The following is a 20,398-nucleotide window of genomic DNA, read 5'->3' as shown; positions in this document are numbered from 1 at the left end:
GGCGCGTATGCCCTATGCTCGGATGTTCGTGCGTCGCGCAGAACTCCCCTGCTCGGGGGGGGGTACGACAAGCCGTCGTTGAAACGGCTACGGGATAGACGGGTACTCAGCTTTCGAATTGGCTGAGCGTGCAATACAGGTCGAAAGCCAGGTAACGCGACTGCCTGTCGCGCATGACCTTGGCCATCGCCACGTCCGGATCGCGACTGAAAAAAATCCGCCCACGCTGGCTGACGAGGTGATCGAGCAAGCGCTCTTTCTCGCCGATCAGGCATTCGGGGTTGCGGTCATAGCCGCTAGTGACCGCCAGTTCCAGCCAATGGCTACCGGGGATCAAGTCACCCGCGAACAGCACCGGCCCACCCGGCATAGCGATTTCCGGCAGCAGTTGCCCGGGGGTGAAACCATCACTGAGGTGAAACTGCCAGCCACTGCCAAGCAGGTCACTGTCGACGCCATTGAGCAACGTCAGGCGAGCGCTGTCTTCCAGTCGGTGAAGCAGTGGCGAGATGAACAGTGCGCGGTCTCGAGGATGTGGCCGACGGGCACGCTCCCAATGACGCTCACCCACCAGGTAGCGGGCGTTCGGGAACAACAGTCGCGGCATGTCGCCGTCCTCGATGGCGCTCAGCAACTGGGATGATAGCCGGGCGTGCAGGTGAACCAACATCACGACATCGATATCGGCCTCGCCCAAGCCATGCTGGGCCAGCGAATCGAGCAGGCCCTTGGGGTGTTGTTGGCAGCGACACGTTCTGGGTAACGGTGCCAGCAGTGCTTCACTGCCAGCCAGCACCAGAATGTTGTTGCCGTTCTCTTGCACCAGCAAGGCACGTGAGGCGAGGCGGATCTGGTTGTCGTGGTCGGGGCGGACCCAGTCGGCCCAGCGCGAGCGCGGAGTATTGCCGAACATCACCCCGCCATCGAGCCTGCGACCCGGGCCGTCCAATGCGCAAATGCGACGGTTCATTGAGTGTTGTACCTTGCGTGAGGACGTCGATCGAGACTTCTTTGCACCAATGCTTACGAGCGCCAGACAGCCGCGAGGTCGTCGCCCTCAAGGCCGGCCATGACCTGGGCCGTGTGCGCGCCGCGAGTCGGAATCGCCCCCGGTGTCGCGACCTGGCCATCGAAGCGCGGCGCAGGGCTGGCTTGCAGCATGCCGTCGCGCTCGAAGTACACGCCCCGCTCCACCATGTGTGGATGCTGCGCGGCTTCACGTGGGCTCAACACCGGGGCAAAGCACACATCGCTGCCCTCGAGCAGGTGACACCAGTGGGCGCGTGGCTGGCTGGCAAATGTCTCGGCCAGCAAGCCGCGCAGTTCGTCCCAACGTTTCACATCCCACTGCTTGGCGAAGCGCGGATCATCCTGCAGGCCGAGTTTTTGCAACAACAGCGCGTAGAACTGTGGCTCCATCGAGCCCAGCGCGACATATTGGTCGTCGGCGCAGCGATAAGTCGCATAGAAGTGCGAGCCATCGTGAACGCTCTTGCCGCGCTGCTCCTGGAGCAAGCCGCGCCGCGACAGCGACATCATCAACTGCATCATGTGCGCCGAGCCATCGACGATGGCGGCGTCGACCACCGTGCCCTTGCCGGTCTGCCGGGCCTTGAGGACTCCGGCCAATACACCGACCGCCAGGTACAGCGCGCCGCCGCCGATGTCACCGATCAGGGTGATCGGCGATGAAGGCGCTTCTCCAGCGGTACCGCTGTGGTACAGCGCACCGGACAACGCGATGTAATTGTTATCGTGACCGGCGGCGCTGGCCATCGGGCCGTTCTGGCCCCAGCCGGTCATGCGCCCATAAACCAGCCGCGGGTTGCGTGCCTGGCACTCTTGCGGACCAAGGCCAAGACGTTCCATGACGCCGGGGCGCATGCCCTCGATCAAAACGTCAGCGCTCTCGATAAGTTTCAGCACCGCTGCGCGCCCTTCAGGGCTTTTCAGGTCAGCCACCACCGAGCGCTTGCCACGGTTCAGTGGGTTGGCCGGCGCGTTGGCTTCGCCAGTGATCGAGACGGATTCCGCACGCTCGACAGCGATCACCTCCGCGCCCAGATCGGCCAGGTGCATGGCACAGAACGGCCCCGGGCCGATGCCACAGATTTCTACGACTTTGATACCTGACAGCATGTTTTTTCCTTATTTGTCGGGACCTGACAACCGGGCATCGAACGCCCGTGATTGGCCAATAACGTCACCAATACGCTAACAGAGCCCCCCTATCGAACATCCCCCCCGGCATGGGTGGCTACAGGTACAAGTAGGCGTCGCTACTCTCGGCCTTCCTCCGCTGGCAATAACAACAAGACAAAGGAAGACGACATGTTTGCTCTACGTTCTCATTGGGCGCTTCTGGCCACCTGCATGACTGTCCCGGTATTGGCAATGGCCGGCCAGAGCGCGCCGGTCAACCCGTATCTGGCACAGTCCTACAACAACCAGACACACTGGAACGACGGCGCCTCGGACAGCACCGATATTGCCGTACCACGCGGCACCTTCAAGATCACGCCGGACGCCTACCGCGTATTGCCCAATGAATCGGCGAGCCTGATGCAGTACACCGACAAGGTTGGCGACACTGACCTGTACTGGTTCTGGGCCGGTTTTTCGCTGCGCAAGGTGAAGATCGAGGACGACTTCAAACTCACTGAAGTGGCCCGCGTCGACCTGCCGGTCAAACTGCCCAACTACCAGCCGATCACCCCGCAACAGCGCTTGCAGCAGGCCGCCGAGACCCGCAAGTTCCTTGAAGCCAAGGACGAAAAGGGCTTGCTCGACTACATGAGCGCGCAACCCAACCGCATGCTGACCGCCACCGCCGATCAACTCCTCGGTGGGGCCATCTACTCATTGCTGACCCGCGAGGACGCGTTTATCGGCGCCAGCGCCCGTCGGGTATTCCGCATCGACCAGAATGACCACAAAGACCCGCAGTCGGGCATGAAGCTCACCCAGGAAGTGCAACTGCCCGACGCCTTGTTCGATAACGAGAAGACCAAGCGCGGGATGAATATCCCGGTGGACACGACTTTCGGCATGGGCATGACGCCGAACGGCTTCCTGGTGGTCAACACCATGGGCGGCACCGTAGCCACCCTTGATCGCACCACCCTGAAACTGATCGACAGCTACCGCGTGGAAGGTAGCGATGAGCTGTTCCTCAACTCCTTCGCCACCGGCCCGGAAGTCGATGGTGGCGCGGTTTACGTGGCGTCCAACCAGAACATGTATCGCCTGGTGGTCGACAAACAGGGCAAGATCCACGCCGACGAAGCCAGCGGTGCGTGGAAAGCGCCTTACGAGCGCGGACCGCGCTTCACTTCGATCAAGATCGCCGACGGCACCGGCGCCACCCCTACCCTGATGGGTTACGGCCCGGATGAAGACAAGCTGGTGGTGTTCACCGACGGCGCGAAAAAGATGAACCTGGTCGCCATGTGGCGCGACCAGATCCCGGCTGGCTGGAAGCAAAAACCCGGCACCTCGTCGCCGCGCGTTGCCGATCAGCGTGAAGTCGACCTGGGGGCAGACATTACTACCGTGCAATCGGAACAATCGGTCGCGGTGTACGACGGCCACGCCTTTGTGGTCAACAACATTCCGGCCGTGGAAAAACCGGTGCTGTCCAAGTCCGGCTACTACGTGACCATGCTCAACGGCATGACCCGTCCGGCGCCCAGTGGCGTGGCCATGTTCAAGTGGGACAACGCCAAGGACCAGTGGAGTACTCTGTGGACGCGTAACGATGTCGGCTCGATTTCGATCGTGCCAATGATCAGCGGTGGCAGCCGCATGGCACTGATCAACGGCTTCTACTCTGACCGCCTGGGCGAAGGCTTCCACCTCGGCATGGACCTCGATACCGGCAAGACCGTCCTGGAAATCGCCACCGGCAGCGACCCGATCTTCAACGGCATGTACGCGCCACTGAAAGTCGATAAACAAGGCCGGATCATGTACGGCATGGCCTTCGGCATGGTGTTGATGGACACCAACCGCATGCAGAAAGTCGACCAGGTTGCCAAACAGTAGGCGCAAGCCTGCTCGCGAAAAACGCCAACGATGACGCGTATTCCCTGGGTATACGCGCGCATTTGAGAGCATCGTCAAGTACGCCGGCCTTCGTTGAAGGCCGGCGTTTTCTATGACTGCTACATCGATGTTGGCTGTGCCGACCTCATCGCGGGCAAGCGGAGCGCCGCCCGGCCCGCTCCCACAGTGGTTCTGGGTGTTCACAGATTTTGGGTACACCCACTCAACCTGTGGGAGCTGGCCTGCCAGCGATAGCGGTATGTCAGGCACCATCGAAGTTGGCTTTGCCGGCCCCATCGCGGGCAAGCCCGCTCTCACAGTGGTTCTGGGTGTTCACAGATTTTGGGTACACCCACTCAACCTGTGGGAGCTGGCTTGCCAGCGATAGCGGTATGTCAGGCACTATCGATGTTGGCTTTGCCGGCCCCATCGCGGGCAAGCCCGCTCCCACAGTGGTTCTGGGTGTTCACAGATTTTGGGTACACCCACTCAACCTGTGGGAGCTGGCTTGCCAGCGATAGCGGTATGTCAGGCACTATCGATGTTGAATTGACCGGTGCTATCGCTAGCAGGCTAGCTGCTCTCACAGTGGTTCTGGGTGTTCGCAGATTTTGGGTACACCCACTCAACCTGTGGGAGCTGGCTTGCCAGCGATAGCGGTATGTCAGGCACTATCGATGTTGAATTGACCGGCCTCATCGCTAGCAGGCTAGCTCCCACAAATGGCAGTACCCGCTGCAAAATGGCCAATAAAAAACCGGGCACTAGGCCTAATGCCCGGCAAAAAGGACAACGCTCAGTCGCCGGCGCACTCCTTCAAGAATGCCCCGGCGGACAAATCAAGCGCGACCGTACAGCGTCACAACACAAGCACCACCCAACCCAAGGTTGTGCGCCAATGCGACATTCACACCTTCGACCTGGCGTTTGTCCGCATGACCGCGCAACTGCTGGGTCAATTCATAGCATTGCGCCAGGCCAGTCGCACCCAGCGGATGCCCTTTGGACAGCAGCCCGCCAGACGGGTTGGTAACCACCTGGCCGCCGTAAGTGTTGGCGCCAGCGAGCACAAACTTCTCGGCGCCGCCGACATCGCACAGGCCCAGGGATTCGTAGGTCAGCAGCTCGTTGTGGGCGAAGCAGTCATGCATCTCGGCAACACGGATATCCAGCGGATCCACGCCGGACTTCTCGTACACTTCCTTGGCCGCACGTTGCGCCATGTCGAAACCCACTACCTCGATCATCGATCGCGATTCAAAGCACACCGGCTTGTCGGTGGTCATCGACTGGGCAAGGATCACCACGTCAGTGCGCAGGTTGTGTTTCTTGGCAAAGGCTTCGCTGCAGATGATTGCCGCCGCCGCACCGCAAGTCGGTGGGCAGGCCATCAGGCGAGTCATCACCCCCGGCCACATCACCATGTCGTTCATCACGTCTTCAGTGGTCACCACTTTGCGGAACAGCGCCAGCGGGTTGTTGGCGGCATGGCGACTGGCCTTGGCGCGAATTGCCGCAAAGGTGCTCATTTGCGTGCCGTACTTTTGCATGTGCTCGCGCCCGGCGCCGCCGAACATCCGCAGGGCACTGGGGATTTCCACGTCAGCGGTCAGCTCATCGATGACCGACTGGGTCATGTGAGTGGTCGCTCGTGGGCGGTCGTCCCAATTGCCTTTCAGGGCACCGGGTTGCATCTGCTCGAAGCCAAATGCCAGGGCGCATTCGACTGCACCGCTTTCCACTGCCTGCCGTGCGAGGAACAAGGCGCTGGAGCCGGTGGCGCAGTTGTTGTTGACGTTGATTACCGGGATGCCACTCATACCTACTTCATAGAGGGCGGCCTGGCCACTGGTGGAATCGCCGTAAACGTAACCCGCATAGGCTTGCTGGACCAATCGGTAATCCACACCGGAATCCTGCAAGGCAAGGCGAATCGCCTGCGAGCCCATTTCAATGTAAGTACCGCTGGTACCGGGTTTGACAAACGGGATCATGCCAACGCCGACAACATAAGGTTTTTGCGACATTACTCTTCTCCAGATTCAGTGAAAGTGACTCAGGGGGCAGTCGTTCGCCCTCTTGCGAGGACGAACAGCGATGGGCCTGAATGGCTTAGCGGATGCCGGCGTTGCGCAGTGCTGCCGGGGTGAAGTCGTTCATGGACGGCTGGTAGGCGTAGTCGGGACCGCGCTTGTTCTCGTTGCCCAGGTTCGACACCAGGTACCGACCGGCCAGCAAGTCATAGACGCCCATCGCGGCGTACACCGCGACGCCCTGCTTGTAATCGTTGACCAGATACCCTTCGCTCACACGCCACAGCGCACCGCGACCGTCGTACTGGTCGATTTCAACCGCCGCCCAAGTGTCTTCGTCGAAGTACATGCGACGCTTGGCGTAAATGTGGCGCTGGCCAGGCTTGAGGGTGCCCTCCACTTCCCAAACGCGGTGCAGCTCATAGCGGGTCAGGTCCTGGTTGATGTGGCCGGGCTTGACGATGTCCGCGTACTTCAACTTCGGCGATTGCAGCAGGTAGTTGTTGTAGGGCACGTAGACTTCTTTTTTGCCGATCAGCTTCCAGTCGTAGCGATCCGGCGCACCGTTGTACATGTCGGCGTTATCGGCCACACGCATGCCATCCGCCGCAGTCCCCGGACCGTCATAGGCCACTTGCGGTGCACGCCGCACGCGGCGTTGGCCGGCGTTGTAGGCCCAGGCCATGCGCGGTTCCTTGATCTGGTCGAGGGTTTCATGGATCAGCAGCACACCACCGGCCAGACGCGACGGCGCGGTTACGGTTTGCTTGGTGTAGAACAGGATGTTGGCGCTGTCCTCGGGCTTGGCGTCGCTCATTTTCCACGGCAGCCCCGTGGCAAACTCAATTTGCACCGGGGTGTAGTCACCGTTGACCTGTGGCGTGGCCTGCATCTGACGACTGATGTAGTTGTTGCCGCGAGAACGGGTCAGGTGGTTCCACACCACTTCAAGGCCCGTCTTGGGAATCGGGAATGCGTAGTAATGGGACTGCTCGAAGTTCTTCAACGAGTAGCCATCGTTGGTCGACTCGGTGGTCACCGCGCTTTTCTTCGCCGCGTCGTACACCTCTTGCGGCGCCGAGGCGGTGCGCTGGGTTTTGTACACCGGAATCTTGTAGGTGTCGGGATAGCGCTGGAACATCGCCTGTTGCCCGGCCGTCAGCTTGTCCTTGTACTGCGCGGCGTTGGCGGCGGTGATCACGAACTGCGGTTTTTCCCCTTCGAAGGGGTTGCCGAGAAAGTCATTGGTCATCGGCGCGGCGTCGGGCTTCAGGCCACCGGTCCAGGCGGGAATGGTGCCGCTGGCATTGCCGGCTTTCTCGCCGCCAAGGGGAGTCAGTGTGGTGCCCAATTGTGCGGCTTCCTGTGGGGAAACGGCCGCCATGACGCTGGAAGCGATCAGGCTGAGGGTCAAGGTGCAGGCTTTCATCAGAGTGCTGGATTGCATTTTTATTATCTCCGTCTGATCAGTGTCAGAAGTTCACGCCGAAGCTGAGGGCGACATAGTCGCGATCAGTGTTGGTATTCCACTTTCCGCCGAAGTAGTCGGTGTAACTGAGGCTTGCGGTGTAGGTGTTCAAGTAGTCGGCATCGAGCCCGAGGCTGATGGCCTTGTTGCCCTCCTCGAAGTTGGGCCCTACGCCGTCGACGTCATGGGACCAGGCCAGGTTGGGCGAGAGGTTGATACCGGCAATCACGTTGGGGTAATCCAGCTTGCCGCGCAGGCGATAGCCCCAGGAGTCGCTGGTGTAGAACCCATGGCTGTTGCATTCCTGCTGCGGGTTGCTTGGGCGGGTGGCGCCGGGCTGACCTGGCACCGGCGTGTTCTGCCCGACGCAGACAGCCTGGTTGACCAGTTGCCCGGCGCCGAACACAGTGTTACGGCCAAAACGCTCTTCAGTACCATCACTGGCGCCCAGGCCATTGATGTGGTTGTAGCCCACCTCGCCTACCAGCGTCAGGCGCGAGGAGCCAAGGATCTGGTCGAAGAATTGCGTAGCGCTCATCTGCGCTTGCAGCACGGGCATGCGTTTGTAGCCGTCGACACTGGCCCCGGCGACATTGGAGGACTGGCCACTGATGAACAGCGGCGAAGACGCGTTGCCCACGGCCGCCAGGTTGATGTCGGCGCCGTTGAGGTTCAGCGGCATGTTCGGCCGGAAACTCACCTCGCCCCCCAGCGACGTGCCCATTACGTTGGTCGCGAAGCTCAGGCCATACAGGCGCACATCCTCGGGATAGACCACGTTGTAGCTAGCGCTGCGAATCGCCGCTACCGCGTTGGCGCTGCTGGTAGCGCGGGTGAAACTCAGGCTGGGATTGCGGCTGTGGTAGTTCATGACATAGGCACCGAACTCGGTGTCGTTCAGTTCGGCGGCAAACCAGCGCAGGGCCAGGCCGAACTGGCCGCTGTCGCGGGCATCCTGGGTCTTGGTGCGCGGAATGTAGGCATCGTCGAACAGTCCAGGTGCGCCGGTGTTGTTGGCCACACCGGGCGGCAGATCGAGGCCAGCCAGCACGGCGCGGTCATTACAGCCTTCAGGCGTCACATCATTGCCGAAAAAGGTGCCGCAGTTGTCGATCACCGAGGGCGCCCATTCGATCTGGTAGAAGGCTTCGGCGGTAACGTTCTCAGTCAGTCCCTGGGATACATAGAGCATGTTCACCGGGATCAAGCCTTCCTTGACCTCGGCCCCCGGGCGGCGCAAAGCAGCGACGTCGATCGGGTTGATGCTGTTGATCGAGTTGCCGATGAAGGTGCTTTCGCCCCAACTCACCACCTGCTTGCCCAGGCGCACGTTGCCCTGCAAATCGTCGAGGGTGTAGTTGTGATAGACAAAGCTGTCGAGAAACATCGCCCCCGACGACTTGGCGGCACGCTGGCGGCCATGATCGTCGATGTCATAGAACGGACGGCTCTCGTCCATCAGCTCAAAGTCATACCAGTACTTGCCACGCACGAAGGCGCCGCTGTCGCCATATTTCAGTTCCAGGTCATGCACACCCTTGAAGATCTTCGAGAAGGTCTCGCCCTTCTTGAAGTTCAAGCGATTGTCATCGTTGGTGCGTGCTGACGCGTTGCCCCTGGTGCCTTGCGAATTAAAGTTGGAAATGAAATCGGGGTCAGGTCCGCGAACCGCCCAACTGGCGCCAACGGACAGTGACGAGTCGAAGCTGCCCTCGATCTCACCGATGCTGAAATCCTTGGCAAAGGCCTCTGGGGCAATGGTTGCAGCGACGGCGACTGCCAGCAGGTGTGGATAGCAAACTCCACGCATTTTCGAAATGCTCATGCGTTTTCTCCGGTGCATTGGCGTAGGGAGATCTAGCCACCTACTAGCGGGCGGCTTTTATTGAGGTGTTGTAGGTAGCGAGAGTCGATCAGGCGATGCCGCGCTGCCGGTTATCCCAGAACGGCTTGCGTAGCTCGGTCTTGAGCACCTTGCCAACACTGGTCAGCGGCAACGTCTCGCGGAACTCGACGCTGCGCGGCACCTTGTAGCCAGCGATCCGCTCGCGGCAGTGGGCGATGATCTGTTCCTGGCTGGCGTGGACACCGGGCTTGAGAATGATCACCGCATGCACCGTCTCGCCCCACTTGGTGCTCGGAATTCCGATTACCGCGCTTTGCGCCACAGCAGGATGACTGCCGATGGCTGCTTCAACTTCACCGCAGTAAACGTTCTCGCCGCCGCTGACCACCATGTCCTTGAGACGGTCGCAGACGTAGATGAAACCGTCCTCGTCCATGTAGCCGCCGTCACCGGTGTGCATCCAGCCGCCACGCAACGCTTCGGCGGTGGCTTCGGGTTTCTTCCAGTAACCGAGCATCACGTTCGGGCCACGCACGATGATTTCGCCGACCGTACCGCGCGGCACTTCGTTGTCGTTGGTATCGACGATGCGGATTTCTACACAGAGCACTGGCAGGCCCGCCGAATACATCTTGCCGCTGGCCTGGTGCTCGGCGCTGTGGTACTCGGTGTCGAGGATTGCGGCGGCCGGTGACAATTCGGTCATGCCGTAGCCCTGGGAGAATTCAGCACCGGTGAACACTTTGCAGGCGCGGTCAAGCAAGGCCGGGGTGATCGTCGACGCCCCATAGACGATGCGTTTCAAGGAACTGACATCAAGTGCCTGTCCGTGCTCCTGGTGCCAGTCCAGCAGCATTTGAATCATCGTCGGTGCCAGCAGGATTTCATCGGCTTTCTCGCGCTCGATGGCTTGCAGAACCCCCTGCGCAGAGAACGTCTGCAGCACCGCGTGGGTGCCTCCAGAGATGAACAGTGCTGACATCGCCGCAAAATCGGCGAGGTGGAACATCGGCATCGCGTGCAGGAAAACTGCGCCTTTTTGGCAGCGTCCCATCGTCAGGGAGTTCAACGCCGAGAATGCGACGTTGTTATGGCTGAGCATCACACCCTTGGGATCGCCCGTGGTGCCGCCGGTGTAGAAAATACCGAGCAAGGCGTCACCGCTGCGGCGGGCATCTTCCACCGGCTCGCTGATCTCGATCAGCGTTTCATAGTTGAGCATTCCTGCCGGGGTCTCGCCGTCACCGGCGTAGATCACCACGCGCACGGTTTTCGCTTGTGCCTGCACCTGGGCGCCCAGGGTTTTGTGGTGATCGTCGACGATCAGCACGCTGGTTTCCGAGTCGTTCAGCGAGTAGATGATCTCCGCTGCACTCCAGCGAAAGTTCACCGGGTTGACCACGGCATCAGCCCACGGCACAGCCTGGTAATACTCGATGAACCGTTGCGAGTTGAACGACAGCATCGCCACGCGATCGCCGCTGGCGACCCCCAGGCCTTTGAGCGCACTGGCCAGGCGCGCCACGCGGTCACCAAACTCGGCGTAGGTTATGCTGCGGCCCTGGGAGCGGATCGCCACGGCATTGGGACGTTGCTGCAGATGACGGTGCAGCCCTTGAGTGATGTACATGAAAACTCCAAATTGCTTTTTTATTATTCAATCGATTTGGAAATGTCGACGCCTGGTACGCTGGCTCGCCGGTTACAGCGACCGCGCAACGACTTCGCGCTGAATCTCGTTGGAACCGCCGTAAATGCGCGCCACCCGGGCATCGGCCCACATGCGGCCAATCGGGTATTCGTTCATGTAGCCGTAGCCGCCGAACAGCTGCAGACAGCGGTCGAGCACCTCGCCCTGGCGTTCGGTCAGCCAGAACTTGCCCATCGAGGCCAGCGTGGTATCGAGGGTGCCGTCGATCCAGCGTTGGATGATCAGGTCGACAAAGGTCCGTGACGCGAGCACGGTTGCTTTCACATCGGCCAACACGAAGCGGCTGTTCTGGAATTCGATCACCGGTTTGCCGAACGCCTTGCGCTCCTTGGTGTACTCCACGGTCAGGCGCAGCGCGCGCTCCATCACCGCTACGGCGCCGACACCGATTTGCGCCCGCTCGTACGGCAGCTGGCTCATCAGGGTGTAGAACCCCTGCCCCTCCACTTCACCGAGCAGGCAGTCAGCCGGCACTTGGACGTCGTCGAAGAACATTTCCGAGGTGTCCTGGGCGTGCATGCCGACTTTGCTCAGCAGTTTGCCGCGACGGAAACCCGGAGTATTGGTATCGACCATGAACAGCGAAACGCCTTTGGCGCCCTGACTGATGTCGGTCTTGGCGATCACCAGCACCATGTCACTGGTCTGGCCGTTACTGATGAAGGTCTTGGCGCCGTTGATCACGTACTTGTCGCCCTGCTTCACCGCGCGGGTGCGCACCGATTGCAGGTCGGAACCGGCACCGGGTTCGGTCATGGCGATGGCACAGATGATTTCGCCGGAACCGATCTTCGGCAGCCAATGCTTCTTCTGCGCTTCGGTGCCGGACTCAAGGATGTAGTGCGCGACGATATGGCTCAGGCCCAGTCCCAGGCCGCTGCCATTGGCGTTCATGGCGTTGATCACGCACACGTAGTGGCCGATGCTGCCACCGGCGCCGCCGTACTCTTCTGATACATCAGGCAGGATCAAGCCCAGCTCGCCAGCCTTGAGCCAGGCAGAGCGATCGGCATAGTGCTGCTCACGCCATTTCAGCTCATTGGGCTCCATGTATTCCTTGGCGAAGCGCAGGACCATGTCATTGAACGGTTCCAGGTCTTCGGTCATCCAGGGTGAGCGATAGTTTTCCAACATTAAAGATTCCTCGGGTTCTGGGGCCTGTCGACCGACGAGGGTCAACAGGCGCGACAACGCATTGGCCCTGCGTTTCAGGGCAGAAACCGCAACGACCTTAGAAGTTGGAACCTGGACCGCCGCCGCAATAGATGACCTGGCCGGAACAGAAGTTGGATTCCGGCAGGCAGAACATCACCACCGCACCCGCGGCTTCTTCTGGCTTGCCCACACGGCCCAACGGGATGGTGGCAGCGACACCATCAAGGCGTGCCTGTTGCACGCCGACCTTGATTTCGCGACCTTCGATGTTCACGGTCTTGCTGTCATCACCGGCCAGGGCCTGGGTCAAGCGAGTGTCGATCAGGCCGAAAGCCACGGCGTTGACGTTGACCTTCAGACGGCCCCACTCCTTGGACAGGGTCTTGGTCAGGCCCAGGATCCCCGACTTGCCCGAGGAATAGTTGGACTGGCCGACGTTGCCGCCAGCGGCGCCGGAGGAAATGTTCACCACTTTGCGCAGTACTTCGCGGCCTTCGGCGGCCTCTTTCTTGGCCAGGGCACTGATCACGGGTTGCGCGGCACGCAGGATGCGGAATGGCGCGGTCAGGTGGCAGTCGATGACCGCGTACCATTGCTCGTCGCTCATCTTCTGGATCACGTTGTCCCAGGTGAAACCGGCGTTGTTGATGATGATGTCGATCGCGCCATAGTTCTTGACGGCGGTCTGCACGAAACGATCGGCAAAATCAGCGGCGGTCACGCTACCGACGCAAGCCACGGCTTCACCGCCGGCGGCACGGATCTCGCTAACCACGGCCTCAGCCGGCTCGGCGTCCAGGTCGTTGACCACGATCTTGGCGCCGTAGGCTGCCAGCTGCAGGGCGACTTCACGACCGATGCCACGACCGGAACCGGTCACCAGAGCTACTTTGCCTTCAAGCTTTTTCATTGTTGTTTTTCCTGTGAAATAAAGGTTTTGGGGTTAGGCCAGGGCCACGACGGCTTCGCCTGCCAGCTTTTCTTCGCCGTACTGGTTGGCGCAACGAATCGCCAGGCGCACGCGTTTCTCACCGTGTTCTTCGAACTTTTCGGTGATGGTTCCGGTACAGGTCGGGATATGCCCCAGTTGGGTGATGCCGGTAAAACGGATCGACAGGCTGCGCACTTGTTGCTGCGGCACCCATTGGGTCAACAGGCGACCGAGGTAGGCGGCGGACAACATGCCGTGGGCAAACACGTCGGGCATGCGCGACTTGCGAGCGAAATCGATGTCGATATGGATCGGGTTGTGGTCGCCCGAAGCGCCGCAGTACAGCGCCAGGGTGGTGCGGTTGACCGGTTGCAGCTTCAACAACGGGATCTCATCGCCGACCTGGATATCGGAGAACTGCGCGTGGGTGGTGTTGGAGAGCGTCATCGAGATTTCCTCAGCGCTGTACGAGGGACGAGCGGACATCGGCGATGTGCACGCCGTCCTGGTTGGTCACACGCGATTCCATGACCACGAATTGCAGGGCCCCGCCCTTTTTCTCGTAGACATCGGTGATGGCGGCATCGAACGTCAGCACGTCACCGGCGTAGGCCATGGCGTGATAGACGAAGGATTGTTCGGCGTGCAGGATCCGGCCGAGGTCGAAATCGACCAGTTTCAGGAACGTGGTCAAGTCACGACCTTCACCTTCCAGGCACTTGAGAAACGTCGGTGGCACCGGCAGGGTTTTGTGGCCAGCGGCAACAGCAGCCGCTTCGTTGGTGTAGACCGGGTCGGTCTCGCCGATTGCCTTGGCGAAGAAGCGCAAACGGCCCTTCTCCACATCGACGCTGAATTTATCGAGCTTGTGCCCGATCAGACTCTTGTCTGCCATTTGCCTCACTCCTCTTGTTGTTATGCGTGCCGTTCCAGGCACGCGCTTGGAAAGACTCAGTTGCGCCCGTACATCGTGACTACGCAGGCGCCGCCCAGGCCGAGGTTGTGTTGCAGGGCGATGTTCAGGCCTTCGACCTGGCGCTTGTCGGCGGTGCCGCGCAGTTGCTGGGTCAGCTCGTAGCACTGCGCCAGACCGGTGGCGCCCAATGGGTGGCCCTTGGAAAGCAGGCCGCCGGACGGATTGGTCACCACCTGACCGCCGTAGGTGTTGTCACCATCGAGTACGAACTGCTCGCCGCCGCCGACACCGCACAAGCCCAGGCCTTCGTAGGTGAGCAATTCGTTGTGGGCGAAGCAGTCGTGCAGTTCTACCGCGCGAACGTCCTGCGGACCGACGCCCGCCTGCTCGTAGACCAATTGCGCGGCGCGCTGGGTCATGTGGAAACCGGCGTAGGCAATCATCGACGGCGGATCGAACGACTCGACCGGGTCGGTGACCATCGATTGGGCAAGAATCACCACGTCACTGCGCAGGCCATGCTTCTTGGCGAAGGCTGGCGAACAGATAATTGCAGCCGCCGCACCGCAAGTCGGCGGGCAGGCCATCAGGCGAGTCATCACACCCGGCCACAGCACCTGGTCGTTCATCACGTCCTCGGTGGTCAGGACGTTCTTGAACAGTGCCAGTGGGTTGTTCGCAGCGTGGCGGCTGGCCTTGGCGCGGATGGCGGCGAAGGTTTCCATGCGGGTGCCGTACTTCTGCATGTGTTCGCGACCAGCACCGCCGAAGGTTTTCAGCGCGCGCGGCAGGTCGACGTCGCGGGTCAGGCCTTCCATCACGTGAACCACACTGGCGCGGGTCTGCGGACGGTCATCCCAATGCGATTTGAGGGCGCCGGCCTGCATCTGCTCGAAACCCAGCGCCAGCACACACTCGGCCTGGCCGCTCTGCACTGCGGCGCGGGCCAGGTACAAGGCGGTGGAACCAGTGGAGCAGTTGTTGTTGACGTTGACGATCGGGATGCCCGTGCGGCCGACTTCGTAGAGGGCGGTCTGCCCGCAAGTGGAGTCGCCGTAGACATAGCCGGTGAACGCCATTTGCACCTTGTCGTAGCCGATGCCGGCGTCCTTCAGCGCGAGGCGTACAGCTTCGGCGCCCATGTCGGTGTAACTGGGGCTTTTGCCCGGCTTGGAGAAGGGAATCATCCCGACCCCGGCGACGACGACTTTTTCACTCATGGATGAATTTCCTTAGGCATACACGTTCGGTTGTCGTACCTGCCGGCCGGCGGGTTCTTGTGGGATTCATCCTAGGTTTGCCCATCGGCACGCTTCGACCGTCGAAGGGATGAAGTTGCGGAGGTAGTGGGAGGCGTTCCAAGGAACGATTGGAGGGAGTAATGCCGAGGTAGTCAGGCGGGGTCAGCCACAAATCCTTGTGGGAGCGAGCAAGCTCGCCCCCACAGAAAAGCAAAGGCAAACAGGTGTACTCCCCCACGGCATCCTTTCGAACGATCCCGCACCTACTCCGCAGCATCATCCCTTCGGCTCTCGCTGAAAATCCGCACTACGCCCAGCATTGCAAGAGTCCCTGTCCCCTGACCTACCGAGGATTGAAATGAGCGAATACAGACCCGCGTGGCTAACTGAAGACCTGGCGATCTTCCAGGAATCGGTTCGCCGTTTTGCCGCCGAAGAATTGGTACCCCACGAGGAACGCTGGGCGCAGCAGAAGCATGTCGACCGAGAGACGTGGCTGAAGGCTGGCGCAATGGGCTTGCTGTGCCCCGCCATTCCTGAAGAGTACGGCGGCAGCGGCGGCAGCCACGCCCATAACGCAATCATTGGCTATGAGCTGGCCCGCGCGATCGCGACCAGCCTGGGCACCAATGTGCACAGCGCGATCTGTGCTCACTACATCCTGCGTTATGCCTCTGAAGAGCAGAAACTGCGTTGGCTGCCTAAGATGGCCACAGGCGAAATGGTTGCCGCCATCGCCATGACCGAACCGGGCGCAGGCACCGACTTGCAGAGCGTCAAGACCAAGGCCATCCGTGACGGTGATCAATACGTGATCAACGGTTCCAAGACCTTCATCACCAACGGATCCCAAGCCGACCTGGTACTGCTGGTGTGCAAGACCGATCCGAGCCTGGGTGCCAAGGGCATGTCGATCATCGTGCTGGAGGTCAACGATCTTCCGGGCTTCCGGCGTGGTCGGATCCTCGACAAGATCGGCCAGAAAGGCCAGGACACCTCGGAGTTGTTCTTTGATGACGTGCGCGTGCCGGTGGCCAATTTGCTTGGCCCGGAGGAAGGCAAGGGCTTCGTCCAGCTGATGCAGCAATTGCCCGAAGAGCGCATGTTCATCACCATGAACGCCCTGGGGTCCATGGAGCGCGCGGTCGAGGAGACCATCAAGTACACCAATGACCGCAAGCTGTTCGGCAAGCCCTTGCTGGACATGCAGAACACTCGTTTCAAACTGGCGGAAATGCAAACCACCGTGACCATTGCGCGCACATTTGTCTTCGATTGCCTGGACAAAATGGTCAAGCACGAACTCGACCCGACCACTGCCGCCATGGCCAAGTGGTGGTCCTCGACTCAAGCCTGCCAGATCATCGATGAATGCCTGCAACTGCATGGCGGGTACGGCTACATGATGGAGTATCCGATCGCCCGCCTGTACGTCAACACCCGACCGATGCGCATCTATGGCGGCTCCAACGAAGTGATGAAAGAGCTGATTGCCCGCACCCTGTAACTATCCCCAATCCCTGTGGGAGCGGGCTTGCCCGCGATGACGGAATCGCATTCGACATTACTGTTGACTGACACACCGCTATCGCGAGCAAGCTCGCTCCCACAGGTTTTTTTTGCGCCTGTGAAAACGAGCACATGTCCATGAACTCAATCCCCGAACCCTTTGCAGCGGCCACCCACGAGGACCGGCCACCCGCCGGCTTCCTGCCAATGGGCCGCGTCGGTTTCGTCGTACATTGCACCGGCCTGTATGTCCACGAAGAACGCTCGGTGCTGGCCGCACGCATCCGCCCCGAGCACCTCAACCCGCTGGGCATTGCCCACGGCGGTTTCCTCGCTACCCTGGCAGACACGGCATTCGGCCGGGCGCTGAGACTGGCCTCAGCCAGCGAACTGCCGCCAGCGACCATCAACCTGAGCATGGACTACTTGAGCCCGGCCAATCTCGGTGCCTGGGTCGAGGCCCACGTTCAGGTACATCGGGTCGGACGCTCGCTGTCTCACGCTAGCCTGGACCTGCTCGATGGCGAGCGTCTGGTCGCCCGGGGCAAGGCGACGTTTATCGCCAACACCCCAAGCCTGCACGGCAAGCGCCGCCAGGACTGATCAAGGCTGCGGGTTGCCAGGGAGTTGCAGTTCCAGGTCGCGGACTTTGGCGATGGCCTCGTCACGCCCGGTGACGCCCAGCTTGTAGAAGATGTTCTTCATGTGCCATTTCACCGTTTCCGGTGACAGGTTCAGTACCCGGGCGATCTTTTTGTTCGGCAGTGCCTGGGCTACCAGGCTGAGCACATCCAGTTCGCGAACGCTGAGTACGTTTGCGGTGCCTGCTGCAGGGGCCTGCTGGTCGTTGCCGTCGCTGGCGCAGGCAATGTCGAGCAGGCGTTGTGCGTAAAACGTCAGCACCGGATCCAGGACCTTTTCGGCCATCAACGCTTCAAGCATCGATGGCACTCCTGGCCATGCATCCAGCAAGCTGCGAACCAGTCCAAGTCGATGTCCCTGGCGCAACGCCTCGATAAGCTGCTCGCGGGCCTCGGTTGGCCGTCCCCTGCCCTGTTCGATCACGGCCATCTGCACGCGCATGGCCACGACCCGACGCCAACGGCGGTTGCTCTGTGAGACATCGATAAGGTCCGGCAAGCGCTCAGCCGCCGACGAGAAGTCTGCGCGGTGCAGGTGCCGCTCAATCTCGGCCCGACGGGCGATGATCCGCACTTCCAGTGGTGTGCCTGATTGCAGCTCACTCTGATGCTGCGCCGTTTGCAGGATCCGCTGCAGTGCACTTTCAGCGCCGGGCTCATCCGCCGTCAATTGCAACCAACGCATGCGCACCAGCAACGCACAGACCAGCAAGCGGTCCAGGTCATAACGGCTGGCGTATTGTTCCAGGCGATCGAGCCAGCTCAGTGCTTCGGTCTGTCGCCCGGCCAGCCAGTGCGCCATGGCCAGCGTCTGCATGCACTGCAACACCGTGTCGGGGATCGCCACCTGTTCCAGCAGCTTCATCCGCCGCTCAAGTAACAGGCAGGCAGCATCGAAATCGCCTTGTTCATACAATGCGGTGCCGAGCAAACCTGCGGCCATGGTGCTGACCACGAGGTAAGCCACCCCGTGCTTCTCAGCTTCTTCCAGCACTTCACGGTAAAGATGCTCGGCCTGGGTCGCGCGGCCTTCGAGGGCCAGGCTCATGCCGCTCATGCATCGCCCCAGCAGGCTGCGGCGCGGCGAACCAAGGCGCTCGCCACCCTCGAGAATCTCGCGGGCCTTCTCGAACTCGCCCTGGTACATGTACAGCCAGGCCAGGGTGTTACTGCGTCCGGACCAGGCAAAATCGTCGGCATTGGCAGGGATTGCCAACAGTTCGGGCAAGATCGCCAGCATCGCGCTCGTGTCGTCCTGATGGATCGCCTGACTGCCCTTGAGCACGGTCAGTGCGTGACGCTGCCTGTGGTCGAGTTTTGCGTGATGGTCTTGCAGATGCTCCAGGGTCTGGTCCAGTGCCTGGAAGTTGCGCGAGTACAGTTGCAGGTGAGCCATGACGATCTGCAGCCCGAAACGTTCGGCGGTCTGCTCCGGCGGCAAGCCCTTGAGCAATCCGGAGATCTGGCTGAGGTTGCCTTTGGCGAGCAGGTCATAGGCGCAGGCTTCAACGATATCCGCTGCGGCCTCGGAGTCACCCGCGCGCACCGCGTGACGTACCGCTTCATCAAGGTGTTCATGCTCGGTGAACCAGCCTCGTGCGACGGCATGCAGGACCTGTTCCTGCTGCGGTCGCGCCGCCAGTCGCGCACGCAATACGCTGCCCAGCAGCGGGTGCAGGCGATACCAGGTTTCGCGGTCGTGGCTCTTGACCTGGGTGATGAACAGATTGTCGGCATCGAGACGTGCCAGCTGGATCATCATGCCGGCGATGGCGTGCGGCTGGCCGAGCAAGGTTGCGCACAACGAGGCGCAGAAACGTTCACAGATCGAGACGCAGGTGAGCAGGCGCAAATCTTCAGGCTCAAGGCGCACCAGCACTTCACGTTCGAAATAGTCGGCAAACCCGACCGCATCGCGAATCTGTACCCGGTCAAAGCGCGTCATCTGTTTGGCTTTGAGATCAACCGCAAACAGCTGTAGACCAGCGACCCAGCCATCGGTCAGTTCATGCAGCGTCGCGGCGTCACGGGCGTCGATAGCGCCCAGGTGCTCCTGGAGGAAGCGTTCTGATTCGGCGCGTGTGAAGCGCAGGTCGCGCAGATCGAATTCACTGACCTGGTCTTTTGCCCGCAAGCGTGCCAGCGGAAACGGCAAGGCGATCCGCGTGCCGAACACCAGGTGCAGGTTGGGGGGGGCGTAGTCGATCAACCATTGCAACGCCTGGATAATTCGCGGCGCCTGCAAGTGCTGCATGTCATCGAGCATCAGCAGCACTTCACGCGAGTGCTGGGCGATGCCTTGAACCAGGGTGATGACCCAGTGTTCCACGGCCATTTGCTGATTGTCGCGACCGAGCAGCACACCTGCGTCGCGAACCTGCTCGGGCACCACTTCAGCCAGGCTGGCTTGCAGGCAATGGCAGAAGCGCCCGATTTCGTCGTCCTCGGCCGCCAGTGACAGCCAGGCGACCTCGAAATTCATCGCCAGCAATTCCCGGCGCCAGGCCAGCAAGGTGCTGGTTTTGCCACTGCCGGCCGGCCCCTGGATCACCACGCAGCGCTGTCGCCGAACGTCCTGCAGTCGCGCCATCAACCCCTCGCGAGGCACCAGCCGACGAGCCCCGCGTGGCGGGACGAGCTTGGTGTCGGCAATCGACTGATCGGCGTCGATCGAGGAACGAAGATCGGTGTCTTGGATAGGAGGTAACGACATTGGAGAACGCTTCCGGAATGGCGAGCCAGGCGACAAACGATGCGGGACAGACGGTGTCACGACTGCATGATATTTCGCAGTGCATTGTAGGGCTTCAGCGCGTTGGCTGCGATCTTTTGATCTGGGGATTGTGGGCTTATCCGTTGGTGGGGTTGTGGCGGGTAATGGTTCCGCCCTTACGGCGGGTCAC

General features: G+C 60.9%; 15 protein-coding genes. 3 read left to right on the top strand and 12 right to left on the bottom strand.

The window, feature by feature from the left end; genetic code table 11:
• Positions 1 to 106: 106 nt before the first annotated feature.
• Both CKW24_RS20980 and CKW24_RS20975 read right to left on the bottom strand, forming a co-directional pair.
• Entirely contained in the window at positions 107 to 970 is an 864-nt protein-coding gene (locus tag CKW24_RS20980; RefSeq protein WP_095170080.1) for an MBL fold metallo-hydrolase, read from the bottom strand.
• A 53-nt stretch (positions 971 to 1,023) separates the two neighbouring features.
• Complete coding sequence (locus CKW24_RS20975; protein ID WP_095170079.1) at positions 1,024 to 2,139, bottom strand: CaiB/BaiF CoA-transferase family protein; 1,116 nt, start codon at positions 2,137 to 2,139, stop codon at positions 1,024 to 1,026.
• Positions 2,140 to 2,331: 192 nt separating this feature from the next.
• On the opposite strand from CKW24_RS20975, the gene CKW24_RS20970 reads away from it, so the two are divergent.
• Positions 2,332 to 4,044 carry a hypothetical protein gene (locus CKW24_RS20970; RefSeq protein WP_095170078.1) on the top strand — a complete coding sequence of 571 codons (1,713 nt, stop codon included), beginning with the start codon at positions 2,332 to 2,334 and terminating at the stop codon, positions 4,042 to 4,044.
• Between the two features lie 839 nt (positions 4,045 to 4,883).
• Here the strand turns inward: CKW24_RS20970 and CKW24_RS20965 are convergent.
• The 9 genes from CKW24_RS20965 to CKW24_RS20925 all read right to left on the bottom strand — a co-directional run bounded on the left by CKW24_RS20965 (position 4,884) and on the right by CKW24_RS20925 (position 15,324).
• Positions 4,884 to 6,071 (bottom strand): lipid-transfer protein, encoded by a 1,188-nt coding sequence (locus CKW24_RS20965; protein WP_095170077.1) that lies wholly within the window; start codon positions 6,069 to 6,071, stop codon positions 4,884 to 4,886.
• Positions 6,072 to 6,156: 85 nt separating this feature from the next.
• On the bottom strand, positions 6,157 to 7,524 hold the full coding sequence (locus tag CKW24_RS20960; protein WP_095170076.1) for a DUF1329 domain-containing protein: 1,368 nt from the start codon (positions 7,522 to 7,524) through the stop codon (positions 6,157 to 6,159).
• Between the two features lie 25 nt (positions 7,525 to 7,549).
• Entirely contained in the window at positions 7,550 to 9,370 is a 1,821-nt protein-coding gene (locus tag CKW24_RS20955) for a DUF1302 domain-containing protein (RefSeq protein ID WP_095170075.1), read from the bottom strand.
• Between the two features lie 88 nt (positions 9,371 to 9,458).
• Positions 9,459 to 11,021 carry a long-chain-fatty-acid--CoA ligase gene (locus CKW24_RS20950; protein WP_095170074.1) on the bottom strand — a complete coding sequence of 521 codons (1,563 nt, stop codon included), beginning with the start codon at positions 11,019 to 11,021 and terminating at the stop codon, positions 9,459 to 9,461.
• Positions 11,022 to 11,093: 72 nt separating this feature from the next.
• Positions 11,094 to 12,236, bottom strand: a complete 1,143-nt coding sequence (locus CKW24_RS20945) for an acyl-CoA dehydrogenase family protein (protein WP_095170073.1) — start codon at positions 12,234 to 12,236, stop codon at positions 11,094 to 11,096.
• Between the two features lie 97 nt (positions 12,237 to 12,333).
• Positions 12,334 to 13,167: an SDR family NAD(P)-dependent oxidoreductase gene (locus tag CKW24_RS20940; RefSeq protein ID WP_095170072.1), complete on the bottom strand. Its 834-nt coding sequence runs from the start codon at positions 13,165 to 13,167 to the stop codon at positions 12,334 to 12,336.
• A 33-nt stretch (positions 13,168 to 13,200) separates the two neighbouring features.
• Positions 13,201 to 13,635 carry a MaoC family dehydratase gene (locus CKW24_RS20935; protein ID WP_095170071.1) on the bottom strand — a complete coding sequence of 145 codons (435 nt, stop codon included), beginning with the start codon at positions 13,633 to 13,635 and terminating at the stop codon, positions 13,201 to 13,203.
• 10 nt (positions 13,636 to 13,645) lie between these two features.
• Positions 13,646 to 14,083, bottom strand: a complete 438-nt coding sequence (locus CKW24_RS20930) for a MaoC family dehydratase N-terminal domain-containing protein (protein ID WP_095170070.1) — start codon at positions 14,081 to 14,083, stop codon at positions 13,646 to 13,648.
• 56 nt (positions 14,084 to 14,139) lie between these two features.
• A complete protein-coding gene (locus CKW24_RS20925; RefSeq protein ID WP_095170069.1) occupies positions 14,140 to 15,324 on the bottom strand; it encodes a lipid-transfer protein in 1,185 nt (394 codons plus the stop codon).
• Positions 15,325 to 15,703: 379 nt separating this feature from the next.
• Here CKW24_RS20925 and CKW24_RS20920 point away from each other — a divergent pair, with 379 nt between their 5' ends.
• Positions 15,704 to 16,852: an acyl-CoA dehydrogenase family protein gene (locus tag CKW24_RS20920; protein ID WP_095170068.1), complete on the top strand. Its 1,149-nt coding sequence runs from the start codon at positions 15,704 to 15,706 to the stop codon at positions 16,850 to 16,852.
• Between the two features lie 140 nt (positions 16,853 to 16,992).
• Positions 16,993 to 17,457 carry a PaaI family thioesterase gene (locus tag CKW24_RS20910; protein ID WP_159987321.1) on the top strand — a complete coding sequence of 155 codons (465 nt, stop codon included), beginning with the start codon at positions 16,993 to 16,995 and terminating at the stop codon, positions 17,455 to 17,457.
• Here the strand turns inward: CKW24_RS20910 and CKW24_RS20905 are convergent, their stop codons facing one another.
• Positions 17,458 to 20,208 carry a LuxR C-terminal-related transcriptional regulator gene (locus CKW24_RS20905; RefSeq protein ID WP_095170065.1) on the bottom strand — a complete coding sequence of 917 codons (2,751 nt, stop codon included), beginning with the start codon at positions 20,206 to 20,208 and terminating at the stop codon, positions 17,458 to 17,460.
• Between the last annotated feature and the right edge of the window lie 190 nt (positions 20,209 to 20,398).

Origin of the sequence: Pseudomonas sp. Irchel 3H3, assembly GCF_900187635.1 — a bacterium.
GTDB lineage: Bacteria > Pseudomonadota > Gammaproteobacteria > Pseudomonadales > Pseudomonadaceae > Aquipseudomonas.
Note: the sequence above shows the minus strand (reverse complement) of the source record. Positions and strands in the feature narration are given on the sequence as shown.

What these genes read in the sequence shown, in the direction of transcription:
- CKW24_RS20905 (WP_095170065.1), bottom strand. Translation starts at nt 20,208, where the DNA reads ATGTCGTTACCTCCTATCCAAGACACCGATCTTCGTTCCTCGATCGAC.
- CKW24_RS20930 (WP_095170070.1), bottom strand. Translation starts at nt 14,083, where the DNA reads ATGGCAGACAAGAGTCTGATCGGGCACAAGCTCGATAAATTCAGCGTC.
- CKW24_RS20925 (WP_095170069.1), bottom strand. Translation starts at nt 15,324, where the DNA reads ATGAGTGAAAAAGTCGTCGTCGCCGGGGTCGGGATGATTCCCTTCTCC.
- CKW24_RS20920 (WP_095170068.1), top strand. Translation starts at nt 15,704, where the DNA reads ATGAGCGAATACAGACCCGCGTGGCTAACTGAAGACCTGGCGATCTTC.
- CKW24_RS20950 (WP_095170074.1), bottom strand. Translation starts at nt 11,021, where the DNA reads ATGTACATCACTCAAGGGCTGCACCGTCATCTGCAGCAACGTCCCAAT.
- CKW24_RS20935 (WP_095170071.1), bottom strand. Translation starts at nt 13,635, where the DNA reads ATGACGCTCTCCAACACCACCCACGCGCAGTTCTCCGATATCCAGGTC.
- CKW24_RS20965 (WP_095170077.1), bottom strand. Translation starts at nt 6,071, where the DNA reads ATGTCGCAAAAACCTTATGTTGTCGGCGTTGGCATGATCCCGTTTGTC.
- CKW24_RS20975 (WP_095170079.1), bottom strand. Translation starts at nt 2,139, where the DNA reads ATGCTGTCAGGTATCAAAGTCGTAGAAATCTGTGGCATCGGCCCGGGG.
- CKW24_RS20940 (WP_095170072.1), bottom strand. Translation starts at nt 13,167, where the DNA reads ATGAAAAAGCTTGAAGGCAAAGTAGCTCTGGTGACCGGTTCCGGTCGT.
- CKW24_RS20980 (WP_095170080.1), bottom strand. Translation starts at nt 970, where the DNA reads ATGAACCGTCGCATTTGCGCATTGGACGGCCCGGGTCGCAGGCTCGAT.
- CKW24_RS20960 (WP_095170076.1), bottom strand. Translation starts at nt 7,524, where the DNA reads ATGCAATCCAGCACTCTGATGAAAGCCTGCACCTTGACCCTCAGCCTG.
- CKW24_RS20945 (WP_095170073.1), bottom strand. Translation starts at nt 12,236, where the DNA reads ATGTTGGAAAACTATCGCTCACCCTGGATGACCGAAGACCTGGAACCG.
- CKW24_RS20955 (WP_095170075.1), bottom strand. Translation starts at nt 9,370, where the DNA reads ATGAGCATTTCGAAAATGCGTGGAGTTTGCTATCCACACCTGCTGGCA.
- CKW24_RS20970 (WP_095170078.1), top strand. Translation starts at nt 2,332, where the DNA reads ATGTTTGCTCTACGTTCTCATTGGGCGCTTCTGGCCACCTGCATGACT.
- CKW24_RS20910 (WP_159987321.1), top strand. Translation starts at nt 16,993, where the DNA reads ATGAACTCAATCCCCGAACCCTTTGCAGCGGCCACCCACGAGGACCGG.